The following is a 16801-nucleotide window of genomic DNA, read 5'->3' as shown; positions in this document are numbered from 1 at the left end:
TAAAAAAAAGCTGATACAAAAGAATCTTTGCATCAGCTTTACATGCTGTTTACGATTTAGGCTCGCTCTTCGAATCGTAACGCTTCGTCCACTCTGACAAAATGCTGTTACGGTCCTTAGCAGCCTGACCTAGATCATTCTTAATCAGCTGTTTAACCGGATCTTTCTCGTAACCCTCAGGAATTGTAGTTGTATCACTTTTCACGGCCAGAATAGCATAATTCTTATTGTATTCTTTCATAACATCATCAGAGATGGCCCAATCCAGAAATTCCTTCGCTTCAGGTTTCACGTCCGACTTCTTCATAAGAGCATTCGCTTCTAAATCCCATCCCGAACCTTCGGCAGGGAACACAGTTACAACGGGGGAACCCTTCTTCGCTTCTTCAATACCACGGTATCCAAAGGAAATACCAATTGGATATTCGCCCGTACCCGCCATTTTTGCCGGTTTCGAACCGGAATGTACATACATCGCGATATTGTCATTCAGCTTATTCATATAATCCCATGACTTGTCTTTACCCATTAACTGTACCAGACCAGAAACGGTAAGGAAGCCCGTACCAGAAGATGATGGATTCGGCATCGTAATCAGCCCTTTATACTCTGGCTTAATTAGATCAGCATAGCTTTTTGGAATCGCAAGTTTACGTTTTTCCATTTCCTTCGTATTCACAACGAATGCAGTTTCCCAAGCATCAATGCCAACCCAATGTTCTGGGGCGTTCTTATCCTTAAAGTCCGCTTGGATACGATCTACACCTTTAGGTGAATAACCTTCTAGCATCCCGTTCTGATCCAGTACAAGTAGGCTTGTAGCCGCAAGTCCCCATACTAAGTCTGCTTGAGGGTTATCCTTCTCAGCCAAGAGTTTAGCCGTGATAACGCCCGTGGAGTCGCGAACGAAATTCAATTTAACATCAGGGTGCTGTGCCTTGTACGTTGCTAAATACGTCTCCATTTGATCATCTTCGAGTGCTGTATATATTGTAAGTTCTTTGCTGTCTTTATCTTTGTCCTTACTGCCCTCTGCCTTAGCAACAGTACCACTTGTCGAGTCTGAGCCTTTCGCTGAATCGGTATTGCTTTGATTCTTTGTACCGCATGCTGTTAGCATACTGAATGATAATAGCAATGCAAATACAGCTAATAAAGGTTTTCTCATGTCCGATTACTCTCTCCCTCAAATGTTCAGATAGTTGGTAGAACTTATAAACAGGTGCTTGACCGTTCATAACCCAACTATAGAGAGCAATTGTAATACAGGGATTAAACCCACATTAATTGATTGTTTTATTTTGTTTTTGGTTTGTTTTTAATTTGATGTTGGGATTATAATTGTAAACTTTGTATGAATATAGTTAACCGCTTTACAACGAATAGAAAAAGCATTTAATTAGATAGTGCGTTATAGCGCTTACCTACCATCCATCCGACGATTGCAAGTAATGCTAATATTGCTAGTCCTAATATTCCCCATACTAGAGATCCTTGTTTTACTCCGGCATACACGATACTAGAGGCCACATGGAAGGGGATGATTCCCACTGCCGTTGTCCATATAAAACTACGTAGATTCAGCCTAAGCATTCCTGCCATATAGTTAATCAGGTGAAAGGGGATAATAGGTAGAATTCGCACAATGAGCAAGCTTGCCGATTTACGCTTCACAACAAAATGTTCAACTTTGTTAAATACCTTGGAGCTTTTTAAATAGGATTCAAAAGGTTTAGACATGCTTCCCATCAGCAAATATGCACCGATTGCCCCAAGAAATCCGCCTAGCCACGAATAGAATCCACCCCAAATTGGGCCATACAATTCCATTAATAGAACAGATGTGAACTCACCCGGTATCGGAACGATGTTAATGAAGGTTTGAATCGCAACAGCAAGGCAGATACCTATGAAACCAAGCTCGTGAACTTGTACAAAAAAACGATGCACCTCACCGTTACGCAACAAGTACATATACGTACATATTACCAGAAGGACACCGATGATCGTGAGGAACGCTGCCCAACGCTTCTTGGCAAGTTCTGATTTATTTTCTCTATTCAAGATTTAAATTGCCACCTTCCCGACTCATAAAAACTTATCTTGTTCAGAATGATCATACCTCGTGAATATGAAAATGGACTGTAACTTACTATAGCATCTGGATCGACCAAGTAAACCGACGTATATATAAAAAAAAGAGCAGAGGATGCGTTTCCTCTACTAGATAGTCATTCTTCATCATCTCGAAACAATTCTTCTAACACAGATTCCCGATTCTCCAAGAATCTCCGAGTCAGAATATAGTGGAGTGTATCCTCATAACGGACTTCCTGTATTGGCACCTCATCGAAATTCATTATTTGTGCATTCGGATATCCCAGTAAAATAGGAGAATGCGTAGCAATAATAAATTGGGCTTCATTCTCTAAGTCCTTAATTACTCGAAGTAAAGCCAACTGCCTTGCTGGGGAGAGAGCTGCTTCGGGTTCATCGAGTAGATAAATCGCACCTTTCCCGAACCGATGATTAAACAGGGACAAAAAAGCTTCCCCGTGAGATTGTTTATGTAATGAACGACCGCCATAAAATCTCAGACTTCCTGGTATCGTATCTAGATGAGATGCAAATTGATAGAAGGTTTCCGCTCTTAAAAAGAAGCCATTTGTAGCTTTAGGAAGCCAAGATAATCGAATATGCTGTCCCAAAATGGACTGCGCTGCATCGACCTCATAGTAGTTGTTCTTGCCACCACCAGCGGTATTGAAACCACATTGATCCGCAATGCCCTCAAGTAGCGTCGACTTCCCCGAACCATTTTCCCCGACCAAAAAAGTAACGTTACTGCTGAATGAGAGCGACTCTAGCTGCTTAATCGATGGTATTGTAAAAGGATATCGGCTTGGGTCGTATGATTCATTCTTTAGAATTTGAAGACTTCGTAGATACAATGATCTCATCTCCTTTACCATTACTCCCATTCATTCTAGCATTTAATTTAATTAATGTTATATATGAATGCTATCCTTTGTCATACATAAAAAAGGCAGGTAGGTCGCAAAAGATCTGTTCTGCGGCCTACCTGCCTTTTTTCAAAACCATTTCTATAATAACTCTGCGTTTTTCAATGCATGATCCCAGCTCGGGAAATGAAATAACGCATTTCTCATTAATTCAGGATCACTTTGCTTTACTTGTTTCTTACTTACCGTTGCTCCGTTTGATTGAAGTTGTCTGATGCGATTAATAACCTCATCAGCTTGTAGTGTAATGTCCAATACATTCACTCCTTTCCTCTTCATCGCCTCTTCCATATTTTTCTCTATTCCCTTCGATTCTATACCTCATTATCTTTGAAAACCGAATCGATGAAAAAAAGAAAAGAAATAGCTGTGTCTACACGCCATCTCTTTTCATATTATTGTTGCTTTTATTTGCTCGAAAACTCCCGCTGCCGCATCGCCTCAAATAACAGCACCGTGGCTGCCATTGCCACGTTCAGCGACTCTGCTTGTCCACCCATCGGTATGATGAGCGAATCGTCAACCATCTCCTGTAACTCAGCGGACACCCCTTGAGCTTCGTTGCCCATAAGTATCCAAGCTGAGCTACCGCTGAAATCATACTGATAGCATGTCTCCTGCGCTTGCAGGCTTGTACTAATAATCCTTGCTCCCTTATCCTGAGCCTGCGGAATAAGATCCAATAGATCCCCTTCGATCACGGGGATATGGAATATAGACCCCATCGTTGAGCGAATCGTTTTAGGATTATATATATCCGCAGAACCTCGTCCTACAATGACACCATCCGCTCCAGCAGCATCGGCGCTGCGGATCATGGTACCGACATTACCCGGATCCTGCACTGCATCCAGAACAACAACCAGACTGTGGTCATTTTCTAGCAAACGCTCGAAGTCAGCTATTCGCTTATGAATGACCGCAAACACAGGCTGTGGTGTTTTGGTATCCGTACATTTACTAAGTACTGCGGATGAAACGCCGATCCATTCTGCTCCGTCGCTAGCATTCTGCAAAGAACGCAGTTCTTGTGGAATGCCACACTCCATATCATAAGCGATAATTTCAATATCAGCATCGGAGCGAAGCGCCTCCAGCACCAGATGTATGCCTTCTACAATATACTTATGTTGTTTGTCCCTATGCTTCTTTTCAAGAAGTTGCGCCCATTCTTTTACACGCGCATTTTGTGTAGATAGTATATCCATGAAAGTTCCGTCCTTACTCATAACCAGCTTATTTAGGATAGGCTAGCTCTATTTTCGTCAAATCCATCTTCTCGCCTACAATAACCAGAATGTCGCCTTCCTTCAGAGGAGCATCCGCATAAGGAGATATATCCATCTTTGTACCATGTTTAATGGCCATAACATTGCAACCAAATCGAGCACGAACATCGAGCTGTCTTAGATTCTTACCTATCATATCTTTTGCAACTTTCATCTCTAGAATGCTGTAATCATCAGATATTTCGATATAATCCAGTACATTTGGTGAAGTCAAATGATGGGCAACACGCATCCCCATATCACGTTCCGGATAAATGACTTTATCTGCGCCAATCTTTTGCAGAACCTTACCATGCAGCTCATTCTGAGCTTTTACAATAATCGTCTCGACCCCAATATCCTTCAGGATCAACGTTGTCAAAATACTCGACTGAATATCTTCTCCAATCGCTACAACGACCACCTCAAAATTACGAATACCTAGAGCTCGAAGTGCCTCCTCATCCGTAGAATCCGCAGACACAGCATGTGTCACTATATTAGAAACCGCTTGTGTGCGCTGTTCATCAGAATCAATTGCCAGTACGTCAAACCCCATACCGCTGAGTGCATTCGCCACACTGAAACCGAAGCGCCCCATGCCTATAACGGCGTACTGTTTTTTAGCCATGTATTAACCCCCCGGGTTATGAGTGTTTATCCCGCTTATTATATCACAGTGCAAGAAAAACTTGAATTTAGTAGCACAGTCTAGGACACATTAAAGAACGAAAGCTAACTACCTAACTGGAGGGATACCCATGCCCATTACACTCGACTTGCGTCAAGCTATTGTCCACAAAACCCACGGAAAGAATGAAGCCGAACTGCGTGAGATGATTGAAGGATCTGTCGATGGTCCAGAACAGGCGTTGCCAGGACTTGGGGCTGTCTTTGAGATGATGTGGAAGAACATGGATACAAAAGAACAAGATCAGCTCATCCATATCGCCCATGAACATCTTCAAAGTGTAACACCGGGTCCGTTGACTTAAGCTTTCACCCTTATATTGCAAAAATAACCCTCAGCGACTACAAGCTGAGGGTTATTTATTAGTAAATTCATGCGATTTGAATCATGACTTAAGGCGCATTCTCAAGGAATTTAGCCGTCGGATTCTTCTCCATCGCTGTACGCATTGCGTACTCGTTCTCGAACAGAACCACATAGTTATCTTTCTTATCCTTCACGAGCGTTGAGTTAATCCGGAATTTAGATGGATCAATTTGATCATCAATGATCCAGCGCGCGAATTGATATTGCATACGCTGTAATTGCACATCTACACCATATTCACCCTTCATCCGGTACTCAAATACTTCAAATTGCAATTGACCAACAACACCAAGAATCGTGTCATCAAAGCTGGCTGTCCGGAATACCTGAATCGTTCCTTCTTCCGTTAGTTGATCAATACCCTTTTGATACTGCTTATGCTTCAAAGCATTCTTAACCGTAACCTTTGCAAAAATCTCAGGTGAGAACGTAGGTAATTCATCAAATACGACATCATTTAACTGGCTTAATGAATCCCCAATGCGGAAAATACCTGGATCAAATAAACCAATAATATCACCAGGATAAGCTACATCGACAATATCCCGATCCTGTGCTAAAAACTGCTGCGGCTGCGCCAATTTGATATCTTTGCCCATACGCATATGTTTAACACTCATACCACGCTCGAACTTACCTGATACAATTCGTAAGAACGCAATCCGGTCGCGGTGAGCAGGGTTCATATTCGCTTGGATTTTAAAGACATAGCCTGTAAATTTATTATTCGTAGGCTCAATCATACCCACTGCGCTATGTCTAGGCTCTGGCTTAGGCGCAAGCTTCATGAAGTTCTCAAGGAAAGTTTGAACACCAAAGTTATTAATAGCGCTTCCGAAGAATAGTGGGGTTAGTTCACCTTTCTGAACTTTCTCCAAATCAAACGGATCGCCCGCTACATCCAGTAGCTCCAGATCCTGACACAACTGATCATGCAAGTACTCCCCAGCCATCTCACGAATAATTGGATCATTGTAATCTTTGACCTTTTGTACTTTGATCGTAGAATGGTCGTTACCCTGAAATAATTCTACTTGATTGTTCATACGGTCATAAACGCCGCATAACTCGCGACCCGTACCGATAGGCCAGTTCATAGGAACAGAGCGAATACCTAGAACTTGCTCCAGCTCTTCCATCAGCTCGATCGGACTACGTCCTTCACGGTCAAGTTTATTAATAAATGTGAAAATAGGAATACCGCGCTTAGCACACACTTGAAACAGTTTAATGGTCTGTGCTTCCACACCCTTTGCTACGTCAATCAGCATGACTGCACTATCGGCTGCTGTAAGCGTACGATACGTGTCCTCACTGAAATCTTGGTGACCTGGGGTATCCAAAATATTAATCCGGTGATCTAGATAATCGAATTGCATGACGGAAGAGGTAACCGAGATTCCCCGTTGCTTTTCAATTTCCATCCAGTCACTGGTTGCATGTTTACTAGCTTTACGAGCCTTTACTGTACCTGCTAAACGGATCGCGCCCCCAAATAAAAGCAGCTTCTCCGTTAATGTTGTTTTACCTGCATCCGGGTGAGAGATAATCGCAAACGTTCTGCGTTTGTCTACTTCCTTCTGCAAAGCCTGATCAATTGCTTTGGTCATTTCACTATTCCCTTCATCACTAAATTCATGTCTTTAATTGTACCACATTCTGTACGCAAATCACCCCCATGCATTACACTGCATGAGGATGACTTGTTGAAGTCATGTCTTTAATGAAAACTCAAGGCGGATCCATCAAGAATGCGCGTGCAGGAGCCGCATCAATCCCTGTTAGTTTAAGAGGTGCAATCACCAGAAAATAATGACCTGGATTAATATCCTTAAGACGCAATCCTTCTACAATAACGACATTGTTCTTGAGCAGGGGACGATGGGTAGTATATTCAGGCTGTGCCCGTTCAATTCCTAGCCCATCGGTACCAACGCCGCGAACACCCGCTTCAATTAAGTACTGCGCACCATCTTCAAGCAAGTAAACGAATTCGAAATCAAATTCATCAGAGAAGGAATTCGATGTCTTAAATAAAATCCATTCTCCCTTTTGCAGATTATGTGGCAGCAGGTCTTCTCTCGTGATACCGTCCTTCACATGAGTCAGGTCCAGCACCCGAGCTGGTCCCACCAATTGTTGAAGACTTATGGTCTCAATCGTATCGCCATCTTTCAGCATATGAAGCGGAGCGTCCACATGTGTACCACAGTGGACATCCATACTAAGACGTGACTCATAAGAACGACCCGTCTCGAAGTTCGACATATTGATGATTTCAGGCTTCTTCTCTTCTTTATTCTTATATACCTGCATGCCCAGTTCAATGGTCATTGAGATATCATAAATGTTTTGTGCCATGTACGTACCTCCATGCTGGGGTCATATAATTATTTATTTACTTGCCATACAACGCTGTCTTCGTCCTGTCCGCTTACTGGCCACCAGTGGTGACCGCCCGCTGCTAGCATCTCATCAGCCTTCTTAGGTCCCCAAGAACCTGCTGGATACTCTGCATGATCTGCTGGATTCTGTGCCCAAGCTTCAGCAATCTTGTCTACAAATGACCACGCAGATGCCACTTCATCCCAACGCGTGAAGTAAGTCGATTCACCACGCGCTGCATCATGTAGAAGACGCTCATACGCTTCGGGCGAGTTAATACCCACCATGCAGCTTTGGCAGAAATCCATTGCTAGTGGCTCAATTTCTGACTCAGATCCCGGTTTCTTAGCATTAATTTTAACATAAATGCCTTCCATCGGATTGACCCGGATCACAAGCAAGTTAGGTTCAAGCTTATGCTTTTGACCTAGATATACATTGTTAGGCATACCTTGGAATTCAACAACGATTTCAGTTGTTTTAACAGGCAGTCTCTTACCTGTACGAATATAGAACGGTACTCCCGCCCAGCGAAAATTATCTACGAATAAGCGAGCTGCAAAATACGTTTCGGTATTAGACTCTGGATTCACTTTATCTTCCTCACGATATGCAGGAAGCTCGCGTCCACGTGCATTACCTTTCACGTATTGACCGCGTACAACGTTCTTCTCCACTTCCTCGCTAGTAGCATAAGGACGAAGCGAACGGAGTACTTTAACCTTCTCATCTCGGATATCCTCCGGAAGCAGACGGCTTGGCGGCTCCATCGCAATCATCGTAAGCATTTGCAGCATGTGATTTTGACCCATGTCGCGAAGCGCTCCCGCATGATCGTAATATCCACCGCGTTCTTCAACACCGACTGTTTCGCTCAGTGTAATTTGAATATTCGAAATATGCTTATTATTCCACAAAGGCTCGAAGAATGCATTCGCAAACCGAATCACTTCTATATTCTGCACCATTTCCTTTCCTAGGTAATGGTCGATCCGGTAAATCTCTTCTTCTTTAAAGACTTCACGAATTTGTTCATTAAGCGTTTTAGCCGATTCTAGATCGTAACCAAAAGGCTTCTCAATGACAAGACGGTTCCAACCAGCACTATCCAACATGCCGCCTTTTTGCAAATTGTAAGATACGCTTCCGAACAACTCAGGTGCAAGCGCAAGATAGAATAATCGGTTGCCTGGAATATGGAACTTCTCTTCCAATTGTACGGTTTGATCATGTAGTTCATGGAATCCCTCAACATTATTAATATCTAAGGATTTATATTCAAAATGCTGTGCAAAAGATTTCCATTCCTCATTGTCTTCTGCTTTATAGCGACAAAATTCCTGAATCGATTGAAAGAGATCTTCGCGAAACTCTTCCTGGGAACGCGGGCGACGCGCCACACCAATGACGGCGAAATCCTCAGCAATTTACCTTCACGGTACAAACTATATATTGCAGGAAAAAGCTTGCGTCTCGCCAAATCTCCGGTTGCCCCGAAAATAAAAAATACTGCACCAGGTGTCTGCAATGCTTCAATATTTTGATTTTCAGCCATGGCTCCTCATTCTTTCCTATGTAATTTAGTGTATTTTTATACAAAAGGCATCATTATAACTGTCTCTTTACAGATATAAAAATGATGTGATGCCATTTTAGCATATTCGTATAAATGATGCTATCCCATTCCTGACAAAAACACTATGATTTTCTGAACATTCATGAAAACGCATCTGTTTTTCAATATTTATCCATTAATATTCAATGGTAATCACAGGCAATCCAATCGTTATTCTCGTGTTCTCACTTCCACTAATTTTATGCACAGCCATTTGCATATTCAGCCATCGCCCTTCACTATTGATACGTGCTGCCAATGAAGGAACTTCATAGGAGTTACTAATCGTAGACACATCTTCATAAGTTTCAGCCCGAACAGCGGATAAAGAAGTAAGTAATTTAGATTCTGCAAGTTTCATAACATCCTGAACTTTACCTTCCCCCTTAACCGTTCCCTGGACGGCTCCATTCCATACTGCATCGATGCCGAAATCCTTCATTTGTTGTCCTGCTTCATCTTGTATTTGTTCCATAAATCCTAGGGAGTCCTTATTTTCAGTCTCAAACTGAACAATAACATAGCTTTGCGTAGAGGAAATCTCCTCCCAATTGAATCTGATATTTACTTCATTCCGTTCATCCAAAACGCGATAAGCGATGTGTCCGCTCTCTTCAATTTGCTGTACTTCAGGTAATTGAAGACGCCGAGCGAGTTGTTTCGCTGCATCTAATGGGAATGCATTTCCCTCGAACTTGGGATCCACGTTCCATGTCCCTTGCCATTTCGAAATAACACGTATGGTACCTTCAGCAGCTCGATGTCCCATTGTAATTAAGGTCTGTAGTTCTCCACCGCTTGCTTTCACCGCCTCAGCCTTCAGATGATTTGTCCAGACTCCCGCTCCAAAAATCACAATAATAATGATTGCCATAATCATATATTTTTTAAGTAAGCTCCGTACTTGCATCATATGTAATCCCTCCCTACTGAATCTATGAATCTATTAAAAAGCATGTCCGTTTCAGAAGGGTTTATACGCTTTATCATAATTTGGGTCATCGTCTAGACCACAATGGCCTAGTCGTGAATACACTGATCTCAAAACGAATTGGGAGGCATCTATACATCCATGATTCCGATCTTTCCTCTAACCCAAGAACATATACGGTCGCATTGCGGCAGAATGGTTCGTGTTTGTTGCCATGACGGGCGCAGTTTTTTCGGCATACTCACGGACTGCAGGGACGGCTGCATCATTTTAGATGGCAAAAGAGAACCTCAAAAAGGCCATGCTCAGATTACGAAAAAGCAAACCAAAGCCGGCAAAAAACGCCGTTCTTCCTCTACAAAAACCCAATCCACATCTACGACACCTGCATTAAGTGGATTTGGTGGTGGGTATGCAAGCGGACTTGCACTCGGCTTAACTTCGGTTGCCCTTCTATTTCTCATCTAATATCACAAGACCTTCTAACACAAAAACCCGAAAACCTCTGATATTTCATCAGGGCTTTCGGGTTTTATACTGTCCATACGTGTTTTATTCTGCTAGTCCATTCTTATAGCATAAATAGCCGCCTGAGTCCGATCATCTACATCCAGTTTTGCCAAAATATTTGTTACATGAAACTTGACCGTCTTAATTCCTATAATTAAATCATCCGCAATTTCTTGATTGGATTTACCTTTGGCCAGCAGCTTCAGTACATCCATCTCTCGTTCTGTCAGTTCTTTATAGGCAGGAACCTCCGTTTGAGGATGGCGAAAGCGGTTCATCATCTTCGAAGCCACTTGTGATTCAAGTACAGACTGACCACGAGCTGCCGCTCGTATAGCCTCAGCAATTTCGCTCGCTCTCGAAGTCTTGAGTAGATAACTGAATGCGCCTGCTTCAATGACCGGATACATCTTCTCATCGTCCAAATAGCTGGTTAGTACAATAACTTTGCATTCGGGATAAAGCTTCAACAACTGTCTTGTAGCTTCGATTCCGTCCATCCCATCCATGACTAGATCCATTAGCACGACATCAGGCTTATACTCACGTGCGAGCCTTATGCCTTCTTCACCGCTCCCAGCTTCTCCTACAACCTCAATTCCCTCTTCTGTACCCAGGACGGCTGCAAGGCCGATTCTGACCATTTCATGGTCATCAACCAATAGAACCTTAATTTGATTTTCCATTTCCATGATCTTCATCTCCTTCTTTATCTTCATTGACTATAGGAACGGTGATCTCAATTCGAGTTCCTTTACCCGGTGCAGTAATAAATTGAATGGATCCACCGATCTCATTTACCCGTTCCTGCATATTGGATAGACCATATGAGGTCTGTTTCTTATCATTCATTTCAAATCCAATTCCATCGTCTCGTAGCAGCACCTTTACCGCATCTTGCCGTAAATGAATTCGAATGTCCATTTTGTTTGCCTTGGAATGCCGCAGCGCATTAGACATAGCCTCTTGAATAATCCGGAACAAATGGTTCTCGATCCCTTTCACCAATTGTATTCCCTCATCCATCTCGAATGCAATTTCCATCGGCACCTTCACTTGAAGCTCTTTAACTAGCTCCCTTAACCCCTGCTCTAACGGCTTACCCTCCAGATAAACAGGACGTAAATGCAGAAGTAAGGCTCTCATCTCAGATTGCGCTACCGCCGCCATTTCTTCTATTAATGCGATTTGTCTCTGTGCCTTATCAAAATCCTTCAGTAATGTTCTTCCCACAGCCGTAGCTGTCATTGAAATTGCGAATAGCTGCTGCGATACAGCATCATGGAGCTCGCGTGCAAGTCTCTGTCTCTCTTCGATAATCGCAGTGACACGTGCTTGCTCTGCGAGTTGAGCATTATTAGTGGACAATCGCTGAAGTGACGTCACCTGCTCCTCCCACTTTTTACTGATTCGCCCTAGCTGTTCACCTAATCGGCCTATTTCGTCCCAACCCAGCTCAGGTACAGAACGGGCTACGTTGCCCTTCTCCCAAGATAGAAGAGTTTCACGCAGTAGCTCCAGCTTACGTTTTAATCGATAGCTTTGGTAGAAGCCATATGTAGCACCTAAACCTATAGGCACCAGTATCAGTGTGGTTCCAGCTTGTAAATATCTTTTCCAAGAATCAAAAGGCGCTAAGTAACCGTATGTATACAATACATAGAATATAATGACTAGCAAGACAAAAGAAAGAAGGGCTCCCTCGCCCATACTTCTAGAAACCATATTAACCGACTTTTTCTTTTCCATGAGGGAACCCCTCTCCTTTCTTACTTTTATGAAATCGAAATATCAACATCACCAATTAAATAAGAAATAACGAATTTAACTTTATACTCACTCGTGTCATAATTGCCCGATTTCCAACTCAGACGATTCATCATTCCATTCTCTCGCTGACCCTTGAACTCAATCGAACCGAACAGAATTGAAGCTTCAATCTCTACACCGTAATAATCAGGAATGTCAATATCAACATCACCCATAATTCCCTGAAACATCATCACAGTGTAGCGATCCTCTGGTAGAGCCAATGATAAATCTATATCCGCTTCACCTAGCACATGCCAGACACTTTGACTTCGCATTACCCATGGGGACATATCCCAATCGAAACTAGACATGAAGCTCTGCTTTTGAATAAAGTCTGCTTTGGGTTGAATCTTTTTGGCTTTTCTAAAGAATAAGCCTAATGAAATAAATATAATGCCAAGCACTAGAATCAAATGGTCAACTAGAAGCAGAATCGCTCCTACCGCGAGTAATCTATATCCTCGTTTAATTTTACCACCGCGTATGGTATAAATACCCAATAGCAAAAACAGAAGTGCGACGATAGTAAAGAAGCTAATCCATCTCCCAACCAGCATTAATAATCCCACTCCGACGAGAATCAACGCAATAACTTGGTTTCTCCTTTCCATGTCGCACCTCCTTTAGATCGTTATATAGATACCTTGCCCAAATTAACTGATTCGTTATAAGTTGGGAAAAGCCATAGTAGTGTGAAAACACACCAGTATGGCTTTTCCTTTCCTAGCATATCATATTGTTTACGGGAAGCAACACTTATTCCTTGTTCAATTTTGCAGAAGCCGCAGGTGACTGCGTATTATTGGAAGGGTTCAGCTTACTCTTTAATGCATTGAGCTGTTCTTCCACTTTAAGTTGTTTCTCTGCATCAACTGGACTTGTAAAGCTAGAACCTGCTGGACGGTATGGTGCATGCATTACATCTGCCTCAGCTTCAAGCTGCATGATCTTCTCTTCCATACGGTGGAATCCAAGCGACGCACTTCCACTTTCAATCGTATGCAAGCTGCTGATTTGCGACATTTGTTTCTTCGCTTTAGCCATTTGTGCACGAGCTACAAGCTCATTGCGTTTGTTACGCATTTTGTAGAACTCATCTTTCATATCATGAAGCTGTTGTACAAGTTCCTTCGCTTGAGCGTCTGCTTGATGATGTAGACCTTGGTATTCAGATAGTTTTTGATCAAAATAAATCTTCTCTTCCAGAAGCTTACGTGCTACTTCTTCTTGACCATTCTTCAATGCCAATTCAGCCTGAGCTTCACGCTGACCAGCCATTTTTACAGCTTCCTCTACACGCTGTTTCATCCGGCGTTCGTTTGCCATTTGTTTCGCAACCGTAACCTCTGCCTCATGAATTTCTGCCTCCATATCACGCAGATACTGATTTAACATTACAATTGGGTCTTCCACCTTATCCAATACTTCATTCACCGACGCCTTAGTCATATCTTTAATTCGTTTAAATACTCCCATATCTTACACTTCTCCCTTCTCGTACTTAGATAGTTTTCTTTTTAGATCTTCAAGCTCTTTCTTCATTGCCTTTTTCTCGATATCTTCCATCATGGAATCTAGATCAGATGCTTGTGACTTATAACCGTTAGGGGTACTGCTAAAAGAGGAACCATTAAATTGACCTCTTAGATCATATGACTGTGACTGCGAACCAAACGGTCCATTTGCAGCCTGAGGCTCGGATTGGTAGCGACCGAAATCTCCTCCTGTACTATGCCCATAGCCGTTACCATAATAACCACCAGGTCCTTGTGGACCCGGTCCGAAAGGATTATACGGAATCACAGGCTCCTTTGGAATGACTAGTGCTGCTATGAAATAAATGAATACTGTTGTTCCACCAGTAAAAGGAACACTACCCAGTAGAAGAACTCGTAGCAATGTGGTGTTTATACCTATGTTTTCCGATAGACCACCGCAGAGCCCTGTGACCATCTTATTACGGGTCGAACGGTATAATTTACTCATACGGTTACTCCTTTCCGCTGTTGTTCAGCTTCTGCTTCAGACGGGCAAGCTCTCTTTCAAGTACGCTGGAGACCGTTTCACTAGCCTGATCAACGTATTCCTGACCCATTTTGCGTAAATCACGTAAACTCTTGGCCTCAAATTCCCAATCTGAAATTCGATCCTCAAGTCGTCCGAACATCTTCGGAACGTCCTGCCCACCCATACCTTCCATGCGCTGATTCATGCGTTGCTGGAGTCGTAATGTCTCCATACGGGCGGTATAATACTGACGTTTACTATATACCGTCTGATATTCCATTTTGAGTTCATTTAATTGTTCTTCAAGCTGCTGTAAAGAATCTCTTGTTGTTTCCAAAAGACCTCCATATTGCTCCAACTTTTCTTCATATATAATCTTTTCTTGCAGTGCAAGCTTCGCTAGATGATCTTCCCCAGCCTTTAGGGCTAAAAGAGCCTGCTCTTCACGTTTATTCTTCATGGAAGTAGCCTGATCTACTTGCTGCTTCAGCTGTCTCGTATGCGAAGCATACTGTTGCACCAGTTTTTCGGCATCCATGATATCATCACGTGTTGATGCTAGGAACTGATCAATTAATCGAACTGGGTCCTGACTTTGTTCTAATTTCTCATTTAGTGTAGCTACTGTTATATCGCGTACTCTGCGAAAAACGCTCATTATATTTGCTCCCTCCTCACTCCATTTGTTATTCATTACTTTTTATTTATGCCTTAGTTTATGAGGTTTAAGATCTGTAGCTCCCTCTCTTACCCTTCAAAAGCGATATACCGAAGATTACCAATGCGATCCCGAGGATCGGTCCGATAATCCATGACAATTTCGCCAAAAGAGACAAGATACCAATCGCAAGAATTATGGTACCAATCACCACTCTTCCTCTTTTAATACCATAGTAACCTAATGCGATCATTATGATGGGAAACAGTAGCCCTAACAATCTTCCTAACAATGGTGCGAACATTCCTGTCAGCATCAAAGCTCCAATCACGATTAGCACAATAGCCGTTCCGCTAGCACGATTTGCTTTCATACATTCTCACCGCCTTTCATTGCATCAACCTTATGTCTTTATTCTAGGTGTAAATGTACTTTTCCAAAACAGACTACAGACGGTTTTTCTACCTAGACCTTAGGCGGGGCTGATCTTAGACCTTTGACCCCTACCCTCCATTATGATGCATCTAAATATACGCAAAAAAGGAAGAAGCTCTGGATATAATCCAAAGCTTCTTCCTTAATGATGCCGATGGAGGGACTTGAACCCCCACGGTTTCCCTCACGATTTTGAGTCGCGCGCGTCTGCCAATTCCGCCACACCGGCTTATTCAATTTTTAAAAATGGCGCGCCCTAAGAGATTCGAACTCCTGGCCTTTTGATTCGTAGTCAAACGCTCTATCCAGCTGAGCTAAGGGCGCAAATTATAATAATGGAGGCGCCACCCAGATTTGAACTGGGGATAAAGCTTTTGCAGAGCTGTGCCTTACCACTTGGCTATGGCGCCATATTGAAATTGGAGCGGACGACGGGAATCGAACCCGCGACCCTCGCCTTGGCAAGGCGATGCTCTACCGCTGAGCCACGTCCGCATAAAATGGCTGGGGATATAGGATTTGAACCTATGCGTGACGGAGTCAAAGTCCGTTGCCTTACCGCTTGGCTAATCCCCAACAAAGAATGAAAATGGGGCGACCGATGGGTCTCGAACCCACGAATGCCGGAACCACAATCCGGTGCGTTAACCCCTTCGCCACGATCGCCGTATTAACTATAAAATTTCAATGGCAGGGGCAGCAGGAATTGAACCCACACCAACGGTTTTGGAGACCGTTGTTCTACCTTTAAACTATGCCCCTAAAATAAAATGGTGGAGGATGATGGATTCGAACCACCGAACTCGATGAGAGCAGATTTACAGTCTGCCGTGTTTAGCCACTTCACTAATCCTCCATGATATGGTGCCGGCGAGAGGACTTGAACCCCCAACCTACTGATTACAAGTCAGTTGCTCTACCAGTTGAGCTACACCGGCCAATCATTAAATATGCATTTATAAAGTACAATGGTGGCTCGGGACGGAATCGAACCGCCGACACGAGGATTTTCAGTCCTCTGCTCTACCGACTGAGCTACCGAGCCTTATAAAGGCTCTACTGATAATCAATTCCATCACAGAAATGAATCAATAAGATAA

The 16801-nt window shown here is 42.9% G+C and carries 17 protein-coding genes, 10 tRNA genes and 2 pseudogenes; 2 read left to right on the top strand and 27 right to left on the bottom strand.

Annotated elements, in window-relative coordinates:
* Nucleotides 1-49 precede the first annotated feature (49 nt).
* The 6 genes from JCM16418_RS09065 to JCM16418_RS09040 all read right to left on the bottom strand — a co-directional run bounded on the left by JCM16418_RS09065 (nucleotide 50) and on the right by JCM16418_RS09040 (nucleotide 4922).
* Nucleotides 50-1168 (bottom strand): putative 2-aminoethylphosphonate ABC transporter substrate-binding protein, encoded by a 1119-nt coding sequence (locus JCM16418_RS09065; RefSeq protein ID WP_036647927.1) that lies wholly within the window; start codon nucleotides 1166-1168, stop codon nucleotides 50-52.
* 227 nt (nucleotides 1169-1395) lie between these two features.
* Nucleotides 1396-2064: a TVP38/TMEM64 family protein gene (locus JCM16418_RS09060; protein ID WP_036647925.1), complete on the bottom strand. Its 669-nt coding sequence runs from the start codon at nucleotides 2062-2064 to the stop codon at nucleotides 1396-1398.
* Nucleotides 2065-2231: 167 nt separating this feature from the next.
* Nucleotides 2232-2951 carry an AAA family ATPase gene (locus JCM16418_RS09055; protein WP_036647923.1) on the bottom strand — a complete coding sequence of 240 codons (720 nt, stop codon included), beginning with the start codon at nucleotides 2949-2951 and terminating at the stop codon, nucleotides 2232-2234.
* A 153-nt stretch (nucleotides 2952-3104) separates the two neighbouring features.
* Complete coding sequence (locus tag JCM16418_RS24905) at nucleotides 3105-3302, bottom strand: hypothetical protein (RefSeq protein ID WP_052020191.1); 198 nt, start codon at nucleotides 3300-3302, stop codon at nucleotides 3105-3107.
* 128 nt (nucleotides 3303-3430) lie between these two features.
* Entirely contained in the window at nucleotides 3431-4231 is an 801-nt protein-coding gene (locus JCM16418_RS09045) for a TrmH family RNA methyltransferase (protein ID WP_036647917.1), read from the bottom strand.
* 28 nt (nucleotides 4232-4259) lie between these two features.
* Nucleotides 4260-4922 (bottom strand): potassium channel family protein, encoded by a 663-nt coding sequence (locus JCM16418_RS09040; RefSeq protein ID WP_036647914.1) that lies wholly within the window; start codon nucleotides 4920-4922, stop codon nucleotides 4260-4262.
* 130 nt (nucleotides 4923-5052) lie between these two features.
* Between JCM16418_RS09040 and JCM16418_RS09035 the strand changes: the two genes are divergently transcribed.
* Nucleotides 5053-5286, top strand: coding sequence for a small acid-soluble spore protein SspI (locus JCM16418_RS09035; protein WP_036647912.1), 234 nt, complete (start codon nucleotides 5053-5055; stop codon nucleotides 5284-5286).
* Between the two features lie 88 nt (nucleotides 5287-5374).
* On the opposite strand, the gene JCM16418_RS09030 is transcribed toward JCM16418_RS09035, so the two are convergent.
* The 4 genes and pseudogenes from JCM16418_RS09030 to JCM16418_RS09015 all read right to left on the bottom strand — a co-directional run bounded on the left by JCM16418_RS09030 (nucleotide 5375) and on the right by JCM16418_RS09015 (nucleotide 10261).
* The gene (locus tag JCM16418_RS09030) at nucleotides 5375-6958 is read right to left on the bottom strand and encodes a peptide chain release factor 3 (RefSeq protein WP_036647908.1); all 1584 of its coding nucleotides are present in this window, start codon (nucleotides 6956-6958) and stop codon (nucleotides 5375-5377) included.
* 121 nt (nucleotides 6959-7079) lie between these two features.
* Nucleotides 7080-7709 (bottom strand): cyclase family protein, encoded by a 630-nt coding sequence (locus JCM16418_RS09025; protein WP_036647905.1) that lies wholly within the window; start codon nucleotides 7707-7709, stop codon nucleotides 7080-7082.
* Nucleotides 7710-7738: 29 nt separating this feature from the next.
* Nucleotides 7739-9288: pseudogene (zwf, locus tag JCM16418_RS09020) on the bottom strand (glucose-6-phosphate dehydrogenase).
* Between the two features lie 196 nt (nucleotides 9289-9484).
* Nucleotides 9485-10261 (bottom strand): YwmB family TATA-box binding protein, encoded by a 777-nt coding sequence (locus JCM16418_RS09015; RefSeq protein WP_036647902.1) that lies wholly within the window; start codon nucleotides 10259-10261, stop codon nucleotides 9485-9487.
* A gap of 138 nt (nucleotides 10262-10399) precedes the next feature.
* On the opposite strand from JCM16418_RS09015, the gene JCM16418_RS09010 reads away from it, so the two are divergent.
* On the top strand, nucleotides 10400-10747 hold the full coding sequence (locus JCM16418_RS09010; protein WP_148298773.1) for a hypothetical protein: 348 nt from the start codon (nucleotides 10400-10402) through the stop codon (nucleotides 10745-10747).
* 84 nt (nucleotides 10748-10831) lie between these two features.
* Here the strand turns inward: JCM16418_RS09010 and JCM16418_RS09005 are convergent.
* The 17 genes and pseudogenes from JCM16418_RS09005 to JCM16418_RS08925 all read right to left on the bottom strand — a co-directional run bounded on the left by JCM16418_RS09005 (nucleotide 10832) and on the right by JCM16418_RS08925 (nucleotide 16746).
* Nucleotides 10832-11481 (bottom strand): annotated as a pseudogene (locus JCM16418_RS09005) (response regulator transcription factor).
* On the bottom strand, nucleotides 11459-12538 hold the full coding sequence (locus JCM16418_RS09000) for a sensor histidine kinase (RefSeq protein WP_036647896.1): 1080 nt from the start codon (nucleotides 12536-12538) through the stop codon (nucleotides 11459-11461). Before JCM16418_RS09000 ends, JCM16418_RS09005 begins: the two are co-directional and overlap by 23 nt.
* Nucleotides 12539-12564: 26 nt before the next feature.
* Nucleotides 12565-13212, bottom strand: coding sequence for a cell wall-active antibiotics response protein LiaF (liaF, locus tag JCM16418_RS08995; RefSeq protein WP_036647894.1), 648 nt, complete (start codon nucleotides 13210-13212; stop codon nucleotides 12565-12567).
* Between the two features lie 145 nt (nucleotides 13213-13357).
* On the bottom strand, nucleotides 13358-14077 hold the full coding sequence (locus JCM16418_RS08990) for a PspA/IM30 family protein (protein ID WP_036647891.1): 720 nt from the start codon (nucleotides 14075-14077) through the stop codon (nucleotides 13358-13360).
* Nucleotides 14078-14080: 3 nt separating this feature from the next.
* Entirely contained in the window at nucleotides 14081-14587 is a 507-nt protein-coding gene (locus tag JCM16418_RS08985; protein ID WP_036647889.1) for a PspC domain-containing protein, read from the bottom strand.
* Nucleotides 14588-14591: 4 nt separating this feature from the next.
* A complete protein-coding gene (locus tag JCM16418_RS08980; protein WP_036647887.1) occupies nucleotides 14592-15266 on the bottom strand; it encodes a PspA/IM30 family protein in 675 nt (224 codons plus the stop codon).
* Nucleotides 15267-15333: 67 nt separating this feature from the next.
* Complete coding sequence (locus JCM16418_RS08975) at nucleotides 15334-15639, bottom strand: hypothetical protein (RefSeq protein WP_036647885.1); 306 nt, start codon at nucleotides 15637-15639, stop codon at nucleotides 15334-15336.
* Nucleotides 15640-15850: 211 nt separating this feature from the next.
* A tRNA-Leu gene (locus JCM16418_RS08970) sits at nucleotides 15851-15930 on the bottom strand.
* 18 nt (nucleotides 15931-15948) lie between these two features.
* A tRNA-Arg gene (locus tag JCM16418_RS08965) sits at nucleotides 15949-16025 on the bottom strand.
* Between the two features lie 12 nt (nucleotides 16026-16037).
* Nucleotides 16038-16111: transfer RNA gene (locus tag JCM16418_RS08960), tRNA-Cys, on the bottom strand.
* A gap of 10 nt (nucleotides 16112-16121) precedes the next feature.
* Nucleotides 16122-16196 (bottom strand) — tRNA-Gly (locus JCM16418_RS08955).
* A gap of 6 nt (nucleotides 16197-16202) precedes the next feature.
* A tRNA-Gln gene (locus JCM16418_RS08950) sits at nucleotides 16203-16277 on the bottom strand.
* 14 nt (nucleotides 16278-16291) lie between these two features.
* A tRNA-His gene (locus JCM16418_RS08945) sits at nucleotides 16292-16367 on the bottom strand.
* Between the two features lie 22 nt (nucleotides 16368-16389).
* Nucleotides 16390-16463: transfer RNA gene (locus tag JCM16418_RS08940), tRNA-Trp, on the bottom strand.
* A 9-nt stretch (nucleotides 16464-16472) separates the two neighbouring features.
* Nucleotides 16473-16557, bottom strand: a tRNA-Tyr gene (locus tag JCM16418_RS08935).
* A gap of 6 nt (nucleotides 16558-16563) precedes the next feature.
* Nucleotides 16564-16639 (bottom strand) — tRNA-Thr (locus tag JCM16418_RS08930).
* A 31-nt stretch (nucleotides 16640-16670) separates the two neighbouring features.
* A tRNA-Phe gene (locus JCM16418_RS08925) sits at nucleotides 16671-16746 on the bottom strand.
* Nucleotides 16747-16801: the final 55 nt, after the last annotated feature.

The sequence above is a fragment of the Paenibacillus pini JCM 16418 genome (genome assembly GCF_000576305.1).
Taxonomy (GTDB): Bacteria; Bacillota; Bacilli; order Paenibacillales; family Paenibacillaceae; genus Paenibacillus_AQ; species Paenibacillus_AQ pini.
This window is presented reverse-complemented; position numbering and strand designations above follow the sequence as displayed.